Annotated in this window: 19 protein-coding genes and 1 other RNA gene; 12 read left to right on the top strand and 8 right to left on the bottom strand. The window is 45.5% G+C overall.

What is annotated here, in order from left to right; translation table 11 throughout:
• Window positions 1-12 precede the first annotated feature (12 nt).
• The gene (locus ICE94_RS05245; protein WP_216149551.1) at window positions 13-2,373 is read right to left on the bottom strand and encodes an LPS-assembly protein LptD; all 2,361 of its coding nucleotides are present in this window, start codon (window positions 2,371-2,373) and stop codon (window positions 13-15) included.
• A gap of 29 nt (window positions 2,374-2,402) precedes the next feature.
• Here ICE94_RS05245 and ICE94_RS05240 point away from each other — a divergent pair, with 29 nt between their 5' ends.
• The 10 genes from ICE94_RS05240 to ruvB are packed head-to-tail and all read left to right on the top strand — an operon-like array spanning window position 2,403 to window position 11,675.
• Window positions 2,403-3,422, top strand: a complete 1,020-nt coding sequence (locus ICE94_RS05240) for an aminoglycoside phosphotransferase family protein (RefSeq protein WP_216149549.1) — start codon at window positions 2,403-2,405, stop codon at window positions 3,420-3,422.
• Between the two features lie 17 nt (window positions 3,423-3,439).
• A complete protein-coding gene (gene murU / locus ICE94_RS05235) occupies window positions 3,440-4,132 on the top strand; it encodes an N-acetylmuramate alpha-1-phosphate uridylyltransferase MurU (RefSeq protein ID WP_216150966.1) in 693 nt (230 codons plus the stop codon).
• A gap of 7 nt (window positions 4,133-4,139) precedes the next feature.
• Window positions 4,140-5,471, top strand: a complete 1,332-nt coding sequence (locus ICE94_RS05230; protein ID WP_216149547.1) for an aminopeptidase P N-terminal domain-containing protein — start codon at window positions 4,140-4,142, stop codon at window positions 5,469-5,471.
• Window positions 5,468-6,586: an FAD-dependent monooxygenase gene (locus tag ICE94_RS05225; protein ID WP_216149545.1), complete on the top strand. Its 1,119-nt coding sequence runs from the start codon at window positions 5,468-5,470 to the stop codon at window positions 6,584-6,586. The genes ICE94_RS05230 and ICE94_RS05225 overlap by 4 nt, the downstream gene beginning before the upstream one ends.
• A 48-nt stretch (window positions 6,587-6,634) precedes the next feature.
• Window positions 6,635-7,654, top strand: coding sequence for a tRNA dihydrouridine synthase DusB (gene dusB / locus ICE94_RS05220; protein WP_216150964.1), 1,020 nt, complete (start codon window positions 6,635-6,637; stop codon window positions 7,652-7,654).
• Window positions 7,655-7,894 (top strand): helix-turn-helix domain-containing protein, encoded by a 240-nt coding sequence (locus ICE94_RS05215; RefSeq protein ID WP_216149543.1) that lies wholly within the window; start codon window positions 7,655-7,657, stop codon window positions 7,892-7,894.
• An 18-nt stretch (window positions 7,895-7,912) separates the two neighbouring features.
• Complete coding sequence (purH, locus tag ICE94_RS05210; RefSeq protein WP_216149541.1) at window positions 7,913-9,496, top strand: bifunctional phosphoribosylaminoimidazolecarboxamide formyltransferase/IMP cyclohydrolase; 1,584 nt, start codon at window positions 7,913-7,915, stop codon at window positions 9,494-9,496.
• A gap of 1 nt (window position 9,497) precedes the next feature.
• Window positions 9,498-10,016 (top strand): crossover junction endodeoxyribonuclease RuvC, encoded by a 519-nt coding sequence (gene ruvC, locus ICE94_RS05205; RefSeq protein WP_216149539.1) that lies wholly within the window; start codon window positions 9,498-9,500, stop codon window positions 10,014-10,016.
• Window positions 10,013-10,588, top strand: coding sequence for a Holliday junction branch migration protein RuvA (ruvA, locus tag ICE94_RS05200; RefSeq protein WP_216149537.1), 576 nt, complete (start codon window positions 10,013-10,015; stop codon window positions 10,586-10,588). Before ruvC ends, ruvA begins: the two co-directional genes overlap by 4 nt.
• Window positions 10,589-10,607: 19 nt before the next feature.
• Window positions 10,608-11,675 (top strand): Holliday junction branch migration DNA helicase RuvB, encoded by a 1,068-nt coding sequence (gene ruvB, locus ICE94_RS05195; protein WP_216149535.1) that lies wholly within the window; start codon window positions 10,608-10,610, stop codon window positions 11,673-11,675.
• Here the strand turns inward: ruvB and ICE94_RS05190 are convergent.
• Window positions 11,624-12,280 carry a histidine phosphatase family protein gene (locus ICE94_RS05190; protein ID WP_216149533.1) on the bottom strand — a complete coding sequence of 219 codons (657 nt, stop codon included), beginning with the start codon at window positions 12,278-12,280 and terminating at the stop codon, window positions 11,624-11,626. The genes ruvB and ICE94_RS05190 overlap by 52 nt on opposite strands.
• Window positions 12,281-12,282: 2 nt before the next feature.
• Window positions 12,283-13,461: a tyrosine--tRNA ligase gene (gene tyrS / locus ICE94_RS05185; RefSeq protein ID WP_370623794.1), complete on the bottom strand. Its 1,179-nt coding sequence runs from the start codon at window positions 13,459-13,461 to the stop codon at window positions 12,283-12,285.
• Window positions 13,462-13,590: 129 nt separating this feature from the next.
• On the opposite strand from tyrS, the gene ICE94_RS05180 reads away from it, so the two are divergent.
• Window positions 13,591-14,703 carry an anhydro-N-acetylmuramic acid kinase gene (locus ICE94_RS05180; protein WP_216149529.1) on the top strand — a complete coding sequence of 371 codons (1,113 nt, stop codon included), beginning with the start codon at window positions 13,591-13,593 and terminating at the stop codon, window positions 14,701-14,703.
• On the opposite strand, the gene erpA is transcribed toward ICE94_RS05180, so the two are convergent.
• The 4 genes from erpA to rplM all read right to left on the bottom strand — a co-directional run bounded on the left by erpA (window position 14,704) and on the right by rplM (window position 17,129).
• The gene (erpA, locus tag ICE94_RS05175) at window positions 14,704-15,078 is read right to left on the bottom strand and encodes an iron-sulfur cluster insertion protein ErpA (protein ID WP_216149527.1); all 375 of its coding nucleotides are present in this window, start codon (window positions 15,076-15,078) and stop codon (window positions 14,704-14,706) included. It abuts the gene before it with no gap.
• Between the two features lie 63 nt (window positions 15,079-15,141).
• A complete protein-coding gene (gene argC, locus ICE94_RS05170) occupies window positions 15,142-16,200 on the bottom strand; it encodes an N-acetyl-gamma-glutamyl-phosphate reductase (RefSeq protein WP_216149525.1) in 1,059 nt (352 codons plus the stop codon).
• A 98-nt stretch (window positions 16,201-16,298) separates the two neighbouring features.
• The gene (gene rpsI, locus ICE94_RS05165; RefSeq protein WP_216149523.1) at window positions 16,299-16,691 is read right to left on the bottom strand and encodes a 30S ribosomal protein S9; all 393 of its coding nucleotides are present in this window, start codon (window positions 16,689-16,691) and stop codon (window positions 16,299-16,301) included.
• Window positions 16,692-16,700: 9 nt separating this feature from the next.
• Entirely contained in the window at window positions 16,701-17,129 is a 429-nt protein-coding gene (gene rplM / locus ICE94_RS05160; protein WP_216149521.1) for a 50S ribosomal protein L13, read from the bottom strand.
• A gap of 350 nt (window positions 17,130-17,479) precedes the next feature.
• Here rplM and ICE94_RS05155 point away from each other — a divergent pair, with 350 nt between their 5' ends.
• Window positions 17,480-17,902 carry an OsmC family protein gene (locus ICE94_RS05155; RefSeq protein WP_216149520.1) on the top strand — a complete coding sequence of 141 codons (423 nt, stop codon included), beginning with the start codon at window positions 17,480-17,482 and terminating at the stop codon, window positions 17,900-17,902.
• Between the two features lie 2 nt (window positions 17,903-17,904).
• Here the strand turns inward: ICE94_RS05155 and rnpB are convergent.
• Window positions 17,905-18,205, bottom strand: an RNA gene (gene rnpB / locus ICE94_RS05150) — RNase P RNA component class A.
• Window positions 18,206-18,211 lie beyond the last annotated feature (6 nt).

The raw sequence follows: 18,211 nt of genomic DNA, 5'->3' as shown, positions 1-18,211 counted from the left end.
CTTGTATTCTTTTCATTCGTAACTTTCAAACGGTGATATCGGTGCTGGGTTGACACTCACAGGCTCATACCCTGGCACATTAAAGCGTATCAGATTAATCGGATTACTTCCAAATCCAGAAAAACCCTTGAAATCAATCTGCATAAAGATTTCTGAAGTGGCTAACACGGTCGTATTCTGGAAACGTCTTTGAACAACGCGCACCACCCAACAATCTGCGTCATATTCTAAGCCCATCAAACGATTCAAGACACGATCAGAGATCAAATCATAGTTGTAACGCGCTACGCCATACCACTTTCGGGTAATGGGCCATTGACCAGAGATTTCATACTGATCCAAACTCGCCCGAGCACTTGTGGGGTCAATCGTTCTACGATAACTCACGTTGACCAACTTTCTTAACTCAGGGCGATAGCCTAAGGTCACGGTCTGCTGGACGATTTTAGCGATGTCTTCGTTATATTGAGCCACACCATCAACGTTAAAGTTACCAGCAAGTCGAGTTGACAAACCTGCTAATAAATCAGATCTTTTTCTAGCCGGTGTCGTTGACTCGGAATACAAGCCCACTCTTTGACCATCAAAGTCAGTTCTCTGAGCAAAGATGGTTCTAAATCTTTCAACACCACTATCTGCATCAATGAATCTAGAAGTAACACCTACGGTTAATTTATTGTTGTCTGCGATTCTGTCATTTCCGGCAAAAGTATTTTCACTAAAAATTTGAGCGATACCAAAACCAGCATCTGCAGTATCGAAAATCGGCAAATCAGATTGTTGACGATAAGGTGTGTAGACATAAAAAGCACGCGGCTCTAGTGTCATCAACATATTTCTACCAAACATAGGCTTGAGCTCAAATGCATCTCGCTCTAAGACCATACCTGAATCTAGGCTCAAAGTCGGTAAAGTGATGTTGCGATTAAAGTTACCACCCGTTGAATACTGTTGAAACTGATTGACGTCGTAACTAACAGAACGCAGGCTAACTTTGGGCGTGAAGTAGTAACCTGGCGTCAAGAAAGGGCGTGCTACTGAAGTATTCACATAGGCACGATTACCATCTGAGAAAACTCGTGACGGATTAATGAATAGCTGTCGATTAGGTAAGGTAAAACGTGTGAAATCCGTTTCTACATTCCACTGAAAACCCTGTGCGCTCATCTTGCCGTAGCGAGCGTTGATTTGTGGTTCACGCTCATAAGGCAATACTGTGGGGATAGTAGGATCAGGCTGTAAGGTTTGGAATTTCTGAACGCGTGTCAATACTGTCCAACCTTGTATAGCAGTTCTCGCACCAATCTCTTGATTGAACTGACGATTGACCACGCCACTTAAATTTCGGCCAACATCATCCACATAGAAATCATCAGATACCTTGCTGAAATCACTGTATGCCTGAATACCCTGAGCCACATTCTGTACATGCTTAATACCAAAGGCCCAACGATCTTTTTTATATAACTTATCGTCACTTAGGTATTCAGCAGTCAGAGTACCGGCGTAGTTACGATCTAAATATCTAAACTCCGTACCAATCTGCTCACCACGATTCTGCAGGTAACGAGGAAATAAAGTCATATCGCGATTGGGTGCGATATTGATGTAATACGGTACACGAATGTCCCAACCATTTCTGTTAGAACGTCCATAAGTGGGAGATAAAAAGCCAGAACGCCGTTCTGAATTAGTAGGTAAAGCAAATGCCGGGGTATATAAGACGGGTACATTAAAAAAATGTAAGACCCCATTACGCCCTACCGCTGAGTTGGTGTCTTGCTCCACATCCATCCGTGAAGCTTTAATATACCAATCCACATTATCCGGTCGGCATGTGGTGTATTTCAGTTTTTGAAACTCAATTTGATCATCGGGCAGAAAATCAACTCTTTGAGCCTCTCCACTACCCCCAATATTCCTAAGCTCAAAAATAGGGGTATCCATCCAACCCTCTTGAGCATCTAGACGTAACTTGGCACGCGGGCCTTTGAAGTAAGTGGTCTCTTTTAGGAGTACGGCATTACCTTCAATATCAGCGATGTCTGTATCTGGATCATAGGTAATCACATCTCCTTTGATCACCGTTCGATTGCGCCGCATCACCGCATCACCCTCTAACTTCATCACTCGGTCAACTACACCATCGACCTTTTTTGATGAAGTAAAGGTAGGAGATTGCTCATCCAAGACCGGTGGACGCACTAAGAGTTGATCTTCAAGCTTCAGACTGAGGGTTTCTTGGGCGGAATTAGCATTTTGTGCCAAGATATTGGCCGAAAAACAACAAGTCCAAACCCCTACCAACCAGTACGTTAGTTTTGACTTTGGAAAGGGCGGACAAACCCTGGAATGTTGAAAAGATTTAGGCATATTCCTTAAGTCTTTTATTATACGAATCCATGACGACAGATATCCGCTTTTTAGCAATTAAAGACTGGCTGAATCGATTAAATTTCAATCCGGTCCTTGACCTTGAGTCTCTAGCCCCAGCCTCGAGCGATGCAAGCTTTAGGAGATACTTTCGCCTCCAAAGTAGGGATCGTTCTTCCAGCTATATCGTGATGGATGCCCCACCCAGCCATGAAGATACGGGGCCTTTTGTGAAGGTGGCTGAATTATTTGCCCAAAGCGGGGTTCTTGTACCTGAAATTTTGGCCAAAGATAGCCAGGCTGGTTTTTTACTGTTAAGTGATCTGGGTCACACCACCTACTTGTCTGAACTCTCTGAATCGTCAGCTAATAGTCTGTATTTAGATGCCAATGCCTCACTTATCAAAATTCAACTGAGCAGTAAAGCCAATGTGCTACCGGAATACGACACCACCTTGCTCTCCAGAGAAATGGCGCTGTTCCCAGAGTGGTATCTAACGCGTCACTTAGATATCAAGCTGACTAATCAACAATCACAGCAACTTCAAGAAGTATTTGCGGCTCTATTGAAAAATAATTTGGCACAAGCGCAGGTCTATGTTCATAGAGACTTCCATAGCCGGAATTTGATGGTCGCTCCAGAGAACAATCCTGGCATCCTAGATTTCCAAGATGCGGTATATGGCCCGATAACCTATGATTTGGCCTCTTTGTATCGAGATGCCTATATCGAATGGGAAGAAGCCCAGCAAATGGATTGGCTGATTCGCTATTGGCAGGATGCTAAAAAAGCTGGGCTACCCGTCAGCGAAGATTTTGGTGATTTCTACCGTGATTTTGAGTGGATGGGACTACAACGACATCTCAAAGTCTTAGGTATCTTTGCCAGACTTTTCCACCGAGATGGTAAAGATGGTTATCTGAAAGACATTCCCCTTGTTTTCAAATACGCCCGCAAAGTGGCCGAACGCTATAACGCCTTCAAACCTCTAGTTCATCTTTTTGATCAAGTTGAAGGTATTCAACGTCCAGATGGGTTGACTTTTTGATGACGCTCACGGCTAGTATCCCAGTGATGATTCTGGCAGCTGGCCGGGGCGAGAGAATGAGACCGCTCACAGACCAACAACCGAAACCCCTACTCAAAGTACAAGGTCTGGCTCTGATCGATTGGCATATTCAGGCGATTGCAAACGCTGGATTTAAGAAAGTCGTAGTCAATCACGCTTGGCTGGGGTCACAAATCGTAGAACATATAGCATCAGTACGATTGCAATATCCCAATATCGAGTTTCATACATCAGCAGAAGATACGGCTCTAGAAACCGCTGGCGGCATTGCCCAAGCGATACCACTGCTCGATCCCCAAGATTATTTTTTAGTCATTAATGGTGATGTTTTTACGCCAGGACTGGACTTCAATGTTATTCAGCAAACCATCCCTGAGCTACGCAAGAACGGAGTGGCCGCATTTTTATGGATGGTTCCCAACCCACCTCACCATCCTCAGGGTGACTTTTGTCTAGAGGGCGGGAAGGTCATGCCTAAAGAATCATCCATCAACACCCACACTTTTAGCGGTATAGGCATCTATCATCGGTCGATATTTAGCCATATTCAGGCTCATAGCGTGGCAAAACTAGCCCCCTTATTGCGCGACCTGATAGAAGCAGGAAAAGTGGGTGGTGCCTTATTACATACCCCCTGGACCGACGTTGGCACCCCAGAGCGCCTCCAAGAACTCAATAATCAGTCATAATTTAGTTATGAATACAGCTTTGTATGCGAAAAGGCGTGAGCGCCTAGCTAAAGCCATCCAAAAGAAAACTGGCTCAGGCGTATTGTTGCTCAATACGGCGAGTGAAAAATTGCGCAATCGCGATAGCGAATATCCGTATCGCCATGATTCTGATTTTTATTACCTCACTGGATTTAATGAGCCTGGGGCCTACCTGGTGATGCAAATTTCAGAGCAAGGTTTTCAAACTCACTTATTTTGCCGCCCCAAAGATTTAGAACGCGAAATCTGGGATGGTTGGCGACTAGGACCTGAAGCAGCACCCGAAGCTTTAGGTGTCGATTTTGCTTACCCCCTCACGGAACTTCATACACGTATGCCTGACTTGATGAATGGTTTTGAAAGTCTGCATACCAAAATTGATCGAGATCTACAAAGAGAGATTGAATCTTGGTTTGATGTTTTACGCCAGCAAAGTAGAAGCGGTAAACGACCTCCATCAGCAATTCATGACGTTTTACAAATCGTGCATGAAATGCGTCTATTAAAAGATAGCGCTGAAATCGAGATCATGCGGCGCTCAGCGAAGATTGCTGCACAAGGTCATATTCGCGCTATGCAAGCCTGCCAACCCGGCATGCACGAATACCATCTTGAAGCAGAATTACTCTACATCTTCCGTAAAATGGGGGCACAGCATGTGGCATACAACAGCATTGTTGCAGCCGGAAAAAATGCCTGTACTCTGCACCACCGCGCTGGTGATGCGCAACTTCTCGATGGCGATTTATGCTTGATTGATGCTGGCTGCGAACTAGACAGCTACGCTTCGGACATTACCAGAACCTTGCCTGTGAATGGTCAGTTTTCTGGCCCTCAGAAAGCCATCTATGAAATTGTTCTAGAAGCCCAAGAAAAAGCCATTTCAGCAACGCGCATAGGATCGAACTTTCAGGCACCTCATGAAGCAGCACTAGAGGTTCTCACGCAAGGTCTTTTAGATTTGGAAATATTACCTAAATCAAAATGGGGTAGCGTCGCTAATGCGATAGAAGCTAAAGCCTACCAAGATTACTATATGCATCGCACAAGTCACTGGCTGGGTATGGATGTGCATGATGTAGGCAACTATCGAGAACCCGGGGTTGGCGATCAACCCTGGCGTCAACTCGAGGCCGGGATGGTTTTAACGATTGAGCCTGGTTTATACATACGGCATGGCAGTCAGGCAGCAGAAAAATATTGGGGTATCGGTATTCGTATTGAAGATGATGTTCACGTAACATCCGCTGACCCTGAGATACTGACACGTGATGTTCCTGTAACGGTATCCGATATTGAAGCATTGATGCGGGCATGAAAAAAATTCGTATATCTGGAGCAGGTCCTGTAGGTCTTGCATGCGCTGCTTGGTTATTACAGAAAAATCCAAATTTACCCATTGAGCTATACGATCGTTTATCAGAAGATGATCGTATTTTTGAAACTGCCGACACGCGTGGTATCGCTATTTCTCAGGGCAGCAAATTACTACTGGAAAGTATTGGTGCTTGGCACCCCAATGCTCCGGCCATCCATACCATTCATGTATCTCACCAAGGTCATTTTGGGCGTGCCATAGTACGTCGTGAAGAGTTAGGTCAAGAGGCCTTAGGGTATGTGGTGCGCTACGCCGATATTCATCTAGCATTGCGTCAAGCACTTCGGTCAATTGCAAGAAGTGCTAGCCAATTTCAATGGCACTTTTCTCACACAGAAGAAATTGCTCCTCAGCAGGATCAGGCAACCGTCCTCATTCATGCAGAAGGTGGCTTATTTAAAGATCAAGACGAACGCCCCATCCATCGTGACTACGAACAAAGTGCCATCGTAGGCTGGGTAAAAACGAATCAGATCAATAGCCACTATGCTTGGGAAAGATTCACCTCAGAAGGTCCACTAGCTCTTCTTCCTAGCCATCGGGGCGAGCAGTTTCTGAATTTGGTTTGGTGTGCAAAACCTGATAGCGTTCAAGAACGCTTACAACTCAGCCCAGAGTCATTCATTCAGGCCTTACAAAATGCTTTTGGTACACGCGCGGGTGAATTTTTAGAAGTCGGGGACTTACGCGCCTATCCTCTAGGACTCAATGCCAGAGAAGAGATTGTAGAAGGTCATCAAGTCTGGATTGGTAATGCCGCTCAAACGCTCCACCCAGTAGCAGGTCAAGGTTTAAATTTAGGCCTCAGAGATGCACACACCTTGGCAGAAGAACTACTCATGCCAGATTCAATTGCAAATTGCTTGGCTCGATACGCTGCCAAGCGCCAGCAAGATCGACGTGTGACCATCAGAAGCACCGACTTCTTAGCACGTATCTTTACCTCAAAAATAAAGCCCGTAATTTGGGCTCGCGGACTCGCTCTGTCCGCCCTCCAATTGATGCCCCCGATTAAATCAAAGATCACACGCCAAATGATGTTTGGGCAACGCTAATTGCCTAAAAAATAGGCAAAAGTAAGCTCGTCATGATAGAGTGGCGCCCTGATGAAATTAGGCCCCTATCAACTCTCTAATAACTTATTTGTAGCACCCATGGCGGGCGTAACTGATCGACCCTTTCGACAGTTGTGCAAGCGTCTAGGCGCTGGATATGCCGTTTCAGAGATGATTGCATCCAATGCAATGCTTTGGAATAGCTCAAAAACTCTGCGCCGTGCTAATCACGATGGCGAAGTGGCCCCAATTTCAGTTCAGATTGCAGGCGCAGACCCGCAGATGATGGCTGAGGCAGCATTATTAAATATTGAGCGTGGCGCACAAATTATTGACATCAATATGGGCTGCCCCGCCAAGAAGGTTTGCAATGTTGCCTCAGGCTCAGCACTGCTTCGCAATGAACCACTCGTAGCGACGATCGTTCATACGATTGTCAGCCATGTTCAACGGCATCACCCCCAAGTACCAGTGACTTTGAAAATCAGAACGGGTTGGGATCGAGAACATAAAAATGCTTTAAGTATTGCAAAGATTGCGGAAGATAACGGCATTAGTATGCTGACAGTTCACGGTAGAACCAAAGCCGATCTTTATCATGGTGAAGCAGAATATGAGACGATTGCTGCAGTCAAAGCTGCTGTAGGCATACCGGTCGTGGCCAACGGTGATATCAATAGCCCCATGAAGGCCCAACAAGTTCTGAAATATACCCAAGCAGATGCCCTCATGATTGGACGTGCAGCCCAAGGGCGGCCATGGATTTTTAGAGAAATTAACCATTTCCTGAAGACTGGTCAATTTCTTGAAGCCCCAAAAGTTGATGAAATTCAAGCCATCATGAACGACCATCTGCGTGATCACCATCATTTTTATGGCGATTATATTGGCGTACGCTCAGCACGCAAGCATATTGGGTGGTATTGCAAAGGCCTGCGTGGTTCACATGCATTTAAACAGAAAATGAATACTATTGATAACTGTCAAGAACAGTTAGAGGCTGTTAATCTGTTTTTTGAAAGCCTCAAAAATGAATCTGAATACTTAATATATGAAGAGGCTGCTTAAATGGTACAAAACCCCAATCCTGTGGCATTAGTGATTGAAAAACATCTCAAGCGCTACCTTGATGATCTAGGCGATTCAGAACCAAGCAATATCTACCAAATGGTTCTAGAAGTTGTTGAAAAACCAATGCTTGAACTCATCATGCAACATGCAGACTACAATCAATCTTTAGCAGCCAATTACTTAGGCATTAACCGTAACACCTTGCGTAAAAAATTATCCCAACATCAACTTATCTAACTTTCTATAAGCACTCTTATGATTCAAACTGCTCTCTTATCTGTATCTGACAAATCCGGTATCATGCCTTTTGCTAAAGCTTTACATGAACTCGGTGTAAAACTCATCTCTACAGGTGGTACTGCTAAATTATTGGCAGAAAATAAATTGCCCGTCATCGAAGTTTCTGAACTCACCAAATTTCCTGAGATGCTCGATGGCCGTGTCAAAACATTACACCCTATGGTTCATGGTGGTTTATTGGCCCGCCGTGATTACCCAGAGCATATGGCAGCGCTAGCTCAACATGGTATTCAAACGATTGATATGTTGGTCATCAATCTCTACCCTTTTAATCAAACAGTAGCTAAAGAACAATGCTCTTTTGAAGATGCGATAGAAAATATTGATATTGGTGGCCCAGCGATGCTGCGCGCAGCAGCCAAAAATCATCAAGACGTCACCGTTCTTATTTCACCAGAAGACTATGAGTCTATCTTGGCAGAAATGCGCGCTAACAAAAATAAAGTTTCTTTCGAAAGCAATTTCCGTTTGGCCAAAAAAGTATTTGCTCATACAGCCCAATACGACGGCTCAATTGCTAACTACTTATCGAGCTTAGGCCAAGATTTAGCTCACGAACAACGTTCTGAGTATCCAGATACCTTACATTTAGCATTCAATAAAGTTCAAGAGATGCGCTATGGCGAGAACCCACACCAAACTGCAGCCTTCTATAAGGACACGCGCGCTGTTGCTGGCGCCCTGGCGAACTACCGTCAATTACAAGGTAAAGAGCTGTCGTATAACAATATTGCAGATGCAGATGCCGCTTGGGAGTGTGTAAAAAGTTTTGGCTCTACCATCACTACTGGGGAGCCAGCCTGCGTGATTATTAAACACGCCAATCCTTGTGGTGTGGCAGTTGCAGGTTCACCCTTAGAGGCTTATCAAAAAGCCTTCAAAACTGACTCCACCTCTGCCTTTGGCGGAATCATTGCATTTAATCGTGCGGTCGATGGCCCGACCGCAGAAGCTGTTTCAAAACAATTTGTTGAAGTACTAATTGCACCCGCTTTCACGAGCGAAGCATTGGCTATTTTTGCTAGCAAACAAAACGTGCGCTTACTCGAGATTGAGTTAGCAGAAACGATCAATCCACAAGACATTAAGCGTATTGGTGGTGGTATTTTGGTACAAACTCCCGACGTGAAAAATGTTGGCATGGATCAACTTCGAGTTGTGACCAAACGTCAACCGACAGCACAAGAACTGCAAGATCTAATGTTTGCTTGGCGTGTTGCCAAGTATGTGAAATCCAATGCCATTGTTTTCTGTGGCAATGGGATGACTCTCGGTGTTGGTGCTGGCCAGATGAGCCGCATTGATTCCGCTAGGATTGCTAGCATCAAAGCTCAAAATGCTGGGCTCTCTTTACAGAATTCTGCTGTTGCTAGCGATGCCTTCTTCCCATTTAGAGATGGTCTAGATGTAGTTGTCGATGCGGGTGCTAGCTGTGTGATTCAACCTGGCGGCAGTATGCGCGATGAAGAAGTAGTCGCAGCGGCAGATGAAAGAGGTATTGCTATGGTCTATACGGGCACTCGTCACTTTAGACACTAAGATGAAAATCTTAGGCATTGACCCTGCATTAAGAACGACTGGCTTTGGCATTATCCAAAGCCAGGGTCAACGCCTCAGTTATATTGCTTCAGGTACGATTGAGACGGGTTCAAGTCAGATACCCGTACCCGATCGGATTGCCACCTTGTATTCGGGTATCCGCGAAGTGGTTGAAACCTATCAACCGGATTTAGTGAGCATGGAACAGGTCTTTCTTAACGTGAACCCACGCTCTACTCTCTTATTGGGACAAGCTCGTGGTGCAGCGATTGCGGCCTTGGTGGCCACTGGCATTCCTCTTTTAGAATTTAGCGCTTTAGAAATCAAAAAGTCGATTGTGGGCACAGGGTGCGCAAAAAAAGAACAAGTTCAAGAGATGGTACGCCGCTTATTGAGTATGAAAAAAATCACAGGTACTGACGCCTCTGATGCGCTAGCCGCTGCTATTTGTGCTGCCCATCAACATGAGATGAAGTCAAAACTTCAAAATCTCGCTCAATCAGCTAAGATACGCAGATGATTGGAAGAATACAAGGTCAACTGATTGCAGTGACCCCCCCTAAGATCCTAGTGGATTGCCATGGCGTTGGCTATGAAATCGATGCTCCCATGAGTACGATTTATCAATTACCTAGCGTCGGTGAAAAAGTGACTGTCTTAACTCATCTTGCCATCAGAGAAGATGCTCATCAACTATTTGGCTTTATCACTGAAGCTGAACGAATGACATTTAGAGAACTGATTAAGGTTTCGGGTATTGGGGCGAGAACGGCCCTTTCTGTTCTCTCGGGGTTAAATGTGAGTGAAATTGCGCAAGCTATTTCTTTGCAAGATAGTAGTCGGCTTGTCAAAGTACCCGGTATTGGGAAAAAGACTGCTGAACGACTTTTGCTAGAACTCAAGGGTAAATTAGGTCCTGATTTAGGGCATGTGGCGCATACGCCTGCAGGCAATCAACATGAAATCATCCAAGCTCTATGTGCTCTAGGTTACTCAGATAAAGAAGCACAGTTGGCCATTAAAGATCTTAAAGACATACAAGATGTCTCCGATGGCATCCGTCAGGCTTTGAAGATTTTGGCGAAGAACTGATTCGTAATACACTCTTGCTATGGTCATCAAAACAGATAATATCGATGCGGAAGATTTCCCAGGCGAAGCCCCCAGCGAGAGAATCGTTGGCCACCAAGCCAGTCTTGATGACTCCGTTTTAGAGCGCGCCTTAAGACCCAAACAGCTCGATGAATACGTAGGCCAAAAAAAAGCTCGTGAGCAATTAGAAATCTTCATTAGCGCAGCCCAAAAACGTTCCGAAGCACTAGATCATGTTTTGCTATTTGGTCCCCCAGGACTTGGGAAGACCACTCTCGCACATATCATTGCCAAGGAATTAGGCGTTAATCTTAGACAAACCAGTGGGCCTGTCTTAGAACGAGCTGGAGATTTAGCAGCCCTACTCACCAATTTAGAAGAAAACGATGTTTTATTTATTGATGAAATCCATCGTTTGTCGCCCGTGGTTGAAGAAATACTCTATCCTGCACTCGAAGACTATACGATTGACATTATGATCGGTGATGGTCCTGCTGCACGCAGCGTCAAATTAGATTTAAAGCCGTTCACACTCGTTGGTGCAACCACACGTGCAGGCATGCTAACCAACCCCTTACGCGATCGCTTTGGGATTGTGGCGCGCTTAGAGTTTTACTCAGTCGATGAGCTATCCAAAATAGTTAAGCGTTCTGCTAATCTTCTGCAAGCCAGTATGGATGATGCTGGCGCCATAGAAATCGCTAAGCGCTCACGAGGCACTCCTCGTATTGCCAATCGTCTTTTACGCCGTGTGCGCGACTATGCTGAAGTAAAAAGTGATGGCACGATTACGAAAGACACTGCGGATCTGGCTCTATCTATGCTAGATGTTGATCCTATGGGCTTTGATGTGATGGATCGGAAATTATTAGAGACGATTATTCATAAATTCAACGGTGGTCCAGTGGGTGTCGAAAACCTAGCCTCGGCGATTAGCGAGGAGCGTGAGACCATTGAAGATGTGATTGAGCCCTATCTTATTCAGCAAGGCTTCTTACAACGCACTCCTAGAGGTCGCGTAGCCACTCCCGCAGCTTATGCCCATTTAGGGCTGCCATCTAACTCATCCAAAGATTTGTTGAGTTGATGCTTTAGAAACTCAGTATTACCCCATTCCTCAATTTTGAGCTGGGCATCCTGATAGGTAAGCGTGTTGAGGCTAGCATTCAAAATTTCAAAATCGCGTGCGACCGATAAACCAATTCCTCTCGCATAGCGATTGATACAGTCGAGAACTCCGCCGTGCGCAACAATCACGATTTCTGCAGCGGGGTGTTTTTTGACCCAAGCGAGCACTGATTGCGTCACGCGCTCATAAAACTGTCTCAAGCTTTCACCCCCCTCAGGGCAAAAGTCAGGCTCACGATTTTTCCAGGCTAAATGATTTCTGGGGTGATGCGCCGCCACCTCATCGTAAGTTAAGCCTTGCATATTGCCGTAGTGACGCTCGCGCAATAGCTCATCGAGCTGAAGACTGATTGAATGATGTTGGGCAATCGCTTGTGCAGTATCAGCTGCACGACTTAAATCACTACTAATAATGGCTTGCAAAGGCCGCTGGGCGAGGTGACGACCGACCTGCTCTGCTTGCCATAAGCCCGTCTCATTAAGACCAATATCTAAATGACCTTGGAGACGCTTTTCACGATTCCACAAAGTTTCACCATGACGAATCAAATAAAGACGCGTCATCTTTAACTAAGTGTCACCTTAGCAAAACGGCGTTTGCCAACCTGTAAAACATAAGTACCCGACTCAAGCTTGAGTGCCTTATCACTGACAGTAGCACCATCAATCTTGACACCACCCTGCTCAATATTGCGCATAGCTTCTGAGGTACTCGGGACTAAATTGGCTTGTTTTAATAATTGCCCAATCGCTAGCGGAGCACCAGATACTAAAACTTCCGGAATATCATCAGGAATTCCGCCCTTCGCACGATGATTAAAGTCTTCTAGGGCTTTGACTGCTGAGTCGGAACCATGAAAACGAGCAACAATTTCTTGACCGAGCGCTACTTTGAAGTCACGTGGATTTTGACCTTGCTCAACAGCCAACTTCATCGCCTGTATATCTGCTATCGGCTTAAATGAGAGCAAAGTAAAATAATCCCACATCAGATCGTCAGAGATACTCATGAGCTTACCGAACATCTCATTAGGCGCTTCACTGATGCCAATGTAGTTGTTCTTGGACTTACTCATCTTATCCACACCATCAGTGCCTACGAGCAATGGCATGGTCAAAATGCATTGCGGCTCTTGACCGTACTCTTTTTGAAGCTCTCGACCTACGAGTAAGTTAAATTTTTGATCAGTACCACCCAACTCCAAGTCACTCTTGAGCGCTACTGAATCGTAACCTTGCATCAATGGGTACAAAAATTCATGGACAGAAATCGGGATGCCAGCCTTATAGCGCTTCGTGAAGTCATCCCTCTCCAACATCTGCGCAACCGTATATTTAGCCGCCAACTGAATCATCCCAGCGGCGCCCAAAGGATCACACCACTCGCTGTTATAACGAACCTCGGTTTTATCGGGGTTGAGCACCAGACTCGCTTGTTGGTAATAAGTTTTGGCGTTGACCGCAATCTCTTCACGTGTAAGCGGTGGACGAGTGGCATTCCTTCCCGATGGATCACCAATCATCGAGGTAAAGTCGCCAATTAAGAAAATGACATGATGGCCCAAATCTTGTAGCTGTCTGAGCTTATTGAGAACAACCGTATGTCCCAAATGAATATCAGGTGCTGTAGGATCAAGGCCTAATTTAATACGTAGTGGGGTTTTAGTCGCTTCACTGCGGGCTAATTTAGTTAACCAGTCCGCCTCGACTAATAGCTCTTCACAACCACGCTTAGTCACAGCCATAGCCTCTAAAACAAGGTCTGTGACTGGATAATTCGGCTTATTTTCTAGATTTTCGGTATTCTTAGACATCTTCTTAAAAATCAATTTTTTCTATAGACAGCATTGTCGCATCTCTTTGAAAATAACCCTATGACTGCATTTTTTATCGGCATTATGTCTGGCACCAGCTTAGATGGCATTGATGCCGTACTGACTCAAATAAATACCCAAGGTCAAACTCAAGTCATTGGCATGGTTTCCAGGGAATTTTCAAAGCCATTAAAACAAAAGCTCGTCGAATTACAGACAGCTCATACTGATGAATTACACAATGAAGCTCTAGCCGGCTCCGCATTAGCCATGGAATACGCTTTGGCAGTCAAAGATTTATTAGCCCAAGAAAAAATGGTGGCCCAAAAGATCACTGCAATCGGCGCACATGGCCAAACCATTCGTCATCAACCCAATCTCCAAAATCACTCAGCTTATAGCTGGCAAACACTCAATGCCTCTCTTTTGGCAGAGCTTTGCCAAATTAATGTTTGCGCCGACTTCAGAAATGCCGATATTGCAGCCGGCGGGCAAGGAGCCCCCTTAGTTCCAGCATTTCATTTTGCGCAGTTTGCTGATATGGCACCTGTCACCATCACTAATATCGGCGGTATTTCTAACATCACCGTCATTACTTCAAAAACACTGAGCGATGTCATTGGCTTTGATTGTGGCCCGGGCAATCTACTATTAGATACTTGGGTCATGCAACATCAGCAGCAAGCATATGATCATGATGGACAATGGGCTCTAAGCGGGGTAGTACATGCAGAATTACTACAAAGCTTCTTATCAGAGCCTTATTTCCATATGCCCGCCCCCAAAAGCACCGGTAGAGATTTATTTAATCATCAGTGGTTAGCGGCACACCTGAAAAAATGGTCATCTCTTCAAGCTCAAGATGTACAAAGAACTCTACTGGAACTAACTGCTATATCGATCACACAAGCGATACAGCAACAGAATCCTCAAGGTCAGGTCATTCTTTGCGGAGGTGGCGCAAAGAATCGCTTCTTAGTTGAAAGGATTCAGGCATTACTGCCGCAAAATAAAGTGTCGACTAGTACTCTGACGGGCATCGATCCTCAGGCCGTTGAAGGGGCCGCCTTTGCCTGGCTCGCGTGGGCCTATGTCAATAAAAAGCCGGCAAATCTGCCGGCTGTTACTGGCGCCTCTCGACCCAAGGTCTTAGGCGCTATGTATATTGCTTAATTAAGCTGAGAATGAAGAACCACAACCACAAGTCGTTGTGGCATTAGGGTTCTTGATCACAAACTGAGAACCATTAATGTCTTCTTTGTAATCAATCTCTGCACCCACTAAATATTGCAGGCTCATTGAATCAATTAACAAAGTCACATTACCTTTGCTCACTTGTGTATCGTCTTCATTCACTGTTTCATCAAATGTGAAACCGTATTGGAAACCAGAGCAACCACCGCCTTGTACGAAGACGCGTAATTTGAGATCCGGATTACCTTCTTCAGCAATCAAATCAGCCACTTTAGCAACGGCACTGTCAGTGAAGACTAGTGGTGATGGTGGCTCCATATCTTGCACAGCGGTATTTGTTTGTGTCGCGGTCATATCAGACTCCTTCTAAACGATTTAAATCTATTGTATCTGTGAAAAACTGTGTTTGCAGTAAGGTTATGGCAACAAGGCGATATGCTTCAAGCCAGTATCTTCTGGCAGGCCAAACATCAAGTTCATACACTGTACTCCCTGGCCAGATGCACCTTTGACTAAATTATCCTCAACAACCAAGATCACCAAAGTATCCCCACCCTGAGGGCGATGCACTGCAAGCCTTAAAGCATTACTTCCTCTGACGGAGCGAGTCTCAGGCATGCTACCTGCTGGCATGACATCTACAAAGGGCTCACCACGGTAAAAGTTCTCAAATAGGGCTTGATAATCAACATCTTGGCCTTCAGGCATGATCCGGGCGTATAAAGTTGAATGAATTCCTCGAATCATCGGTGTTAAATGAGGGACAAAGGTCAAGCCCACTTCAGTGCCCCCGGCAATGGCTTGTAAACCCTGTTTGATTTCTGGATGATGACGATGGCTCTTCACTCCATAAGCCTTGAAGTTATCACCGGCTTCAGCCAATAGAGTTCCCACCTCCGCTTTACGGCCAGCGCCTGATACACCAGATTTAGCATCAGCAATCAGGTGTAATGGGTCAATCAAACGTTTACCTTGCGTTGAACGAGGACTTAATAAAGGCGCAAAGCCCAGTTGCACCGAAGTAGGATAGCAACCCGCTAAACCAACTACACGAGCTTTTTTAATCTGCTCACGATTAATTTCTGCTAAGCCATAAACAGCCTCAGACAATATCTCTGGGCAAGCATGAGGCATCCCATACCATTTTTCAAACTCAGCAATATCTTTAAGGCGAAAGTCTGCAGCCAAATCCAAAATCTTGACACCGGCATCTAATAACTCTTTTGCCTGAGCCATAGCCACACCATGAGGCGTCGCAAAAAACACCGCATCACATTGCTTCAGTTGTGCATCTTCAGGGGTGGAGAAGCTCAAATGAACGCGCGAACGGAGAGAAGGAAACATCTCCGCGACTGGCATCCCCGCTTCTTTTCGGGAAGTAATTGCAGTCAGCTCAACCTCAGGATGTGAGGCCAATAGCCTTAATAGCTCAACACCGGTATAACCCGTACCCCCAACAATCCCAACTTTGATCATATGGACTCCAAATACAGAAGATTTAGCTTGATACTACATTGTAAAAAAGAAAAAACCGCACAAGGTAACTTGCGCGGTCTTTTTTGTGCAGCTGGCAATTAGCGCTTGCTAAACTGCTTACGACGACGCGCGCCGTGCAAGCCAACCTTCTTACGCTCAACTTCACGTGCATCACGAGTCACGAAACCTGCTTTAGACAAGGCTGACTTCAATGTTGCATCGTAATCAATCAAAGCACGTGTCACACCGTGACGTGCAGCACCCGCTTGACCCGTCTCACCACCACCTGACACATTGACTTTGATATCGAATGTTGTGGCATGGTTGGTCAACTCGAGAGGCTGACGAACGATCATGCGTGATGTTTCACGAGCAAAGTATTCGGCAATCGGCTTACCATTCACAATGATGTCGCCTTTACCAGCTTTGATAAATACACGCGCTACAGAGCTCTTACGACGGCCTGTACCATAGTTCCAGTTTCCAATCATATCGGCTCCTTAAATCTCTAAAACGCTAGGCTGCTGGGCAGCATGTGGATGATCAGTTTCAGCATAAACCTTGAGCTTTTTGATCATGGCATAACCTAACGGACCTTTTGGCAACATACCCTTCACTGCTTTTTCCAAAGCACGTCCAGGGAATTTAGCTTGCATCTTGTCAAAGTTAGTTTCATAGATGCCGCCTGGGTAGCCACTGTGTCTGTAATATTTTTTATTCAGACCTTTTGTGCCTGTCACGCGCAACTTAGCTGCGTTAATAACAACGATATAGTCACCAGTATCGACGTGGGGGGTGAATTCAGGCTTGTGCTTGCCGCGCAGACGGTGTGCCACTTCACTGGCGACACGACCGAGAACTTTGTCTGTTGCGTCAATCACGAACCACTCACGCTTCACCTCATGCGGTTTTGCTGAGAAAGTTTTCATGATTACCTTAAATTGTGATGCCCTAATAAACAAGTTACTGTTGTCACTTTGGCACCGCTTATGTTTGCAGGCTCGCCGTTTCAAGCAAGAACTTGGTACTACCATTTTCGAGGGGCTATTCCCGAAAAGTCCACCATTGTAGCAAAAAAAGCCCGGGATTCCTATCCCGGGCATAAATCCACCATAGAGGGTGGAGGAGACACTGGTTATTTGACCTACAATAAAGGTCAAATGATGTGAAAAATTATAATTAGCCACCTCAAATATGCAAGAAATTGTTGTTTTTATTGATAAATTTCTTATATTTGTCCTAGGCAAAACGGCGCAAATCGCCCCAAAATGAGGAAAAAATGGAAGCAATCGTGAAATGGTTAGGCCGGGATGGAATGGCCTTTAGCGCAGAAACGGGCAGTGGTCACCTCGTCAATATGGACGGCGCCCCTGATGCAGGGGGTCGCAACCTTGCGCCTCGCCCCATGGAAATGATGCTGGTGGGTGCGGGTGGCTGCACCTGTTTTGACGTCGTCATGATTCTTAAAAGAGCGCGTCAGGAGATCCATGACTGCTCAGTCAAGCTCAGCGCCGAACGCGCTAACGAAGATCCTAAAGTCTTCACTAAGATTCACATGAGCTTTATCGTGATCGGTAAAAACTTAGATAAGAATAAAGTTGAACGTGCTATTGAGCTATCTCACGATAAGTATTGCTCAGCCACGATCATGCTGAGTAAAACGGCAGAAATCACTCATTCTTTTGAAATCATCGAGGCGTAAAAAAGCAGAGTTGGTCTATAAGCCGGATTCTGTCACCTGAGTTTCCTCAGGGGCAATCATTCATCTAGGCCTAACGTTACCGTTAGGCTCGAGCTCTCTACCCGCAGGCTCAGCGGACCGCATCAACGCCTGCCTATTTGAGATTGCTCCAGGTGGAGGTTACCGCGTTTCACCGTAACTTAATACGCTCGTCTCTGTGGCCCTATTCCTCACGTCACCGTGGATGGTCATTAGCCAACACCTTGTCCTATGGAGTCCGGACTTTCCTCTCCCCTTTCAGGCAGCGATTGCCCAACCAACTCTGCAGAC

This window comes from Polynucleobacter sp. MWH-Loch1C5, from assembly GCF_018881775.1.
Lineage (GTDB): Bacteria > Pseudomonadota > Gammaproteobacteria > Burkholderiales > Burkholderiaceae > Polynucleobacter.
The sequence above is the reverse complement of the archived record's forward strand: the minus strand, read 5'-3'. Positions and strand labels throughout refer to the sequence as shown.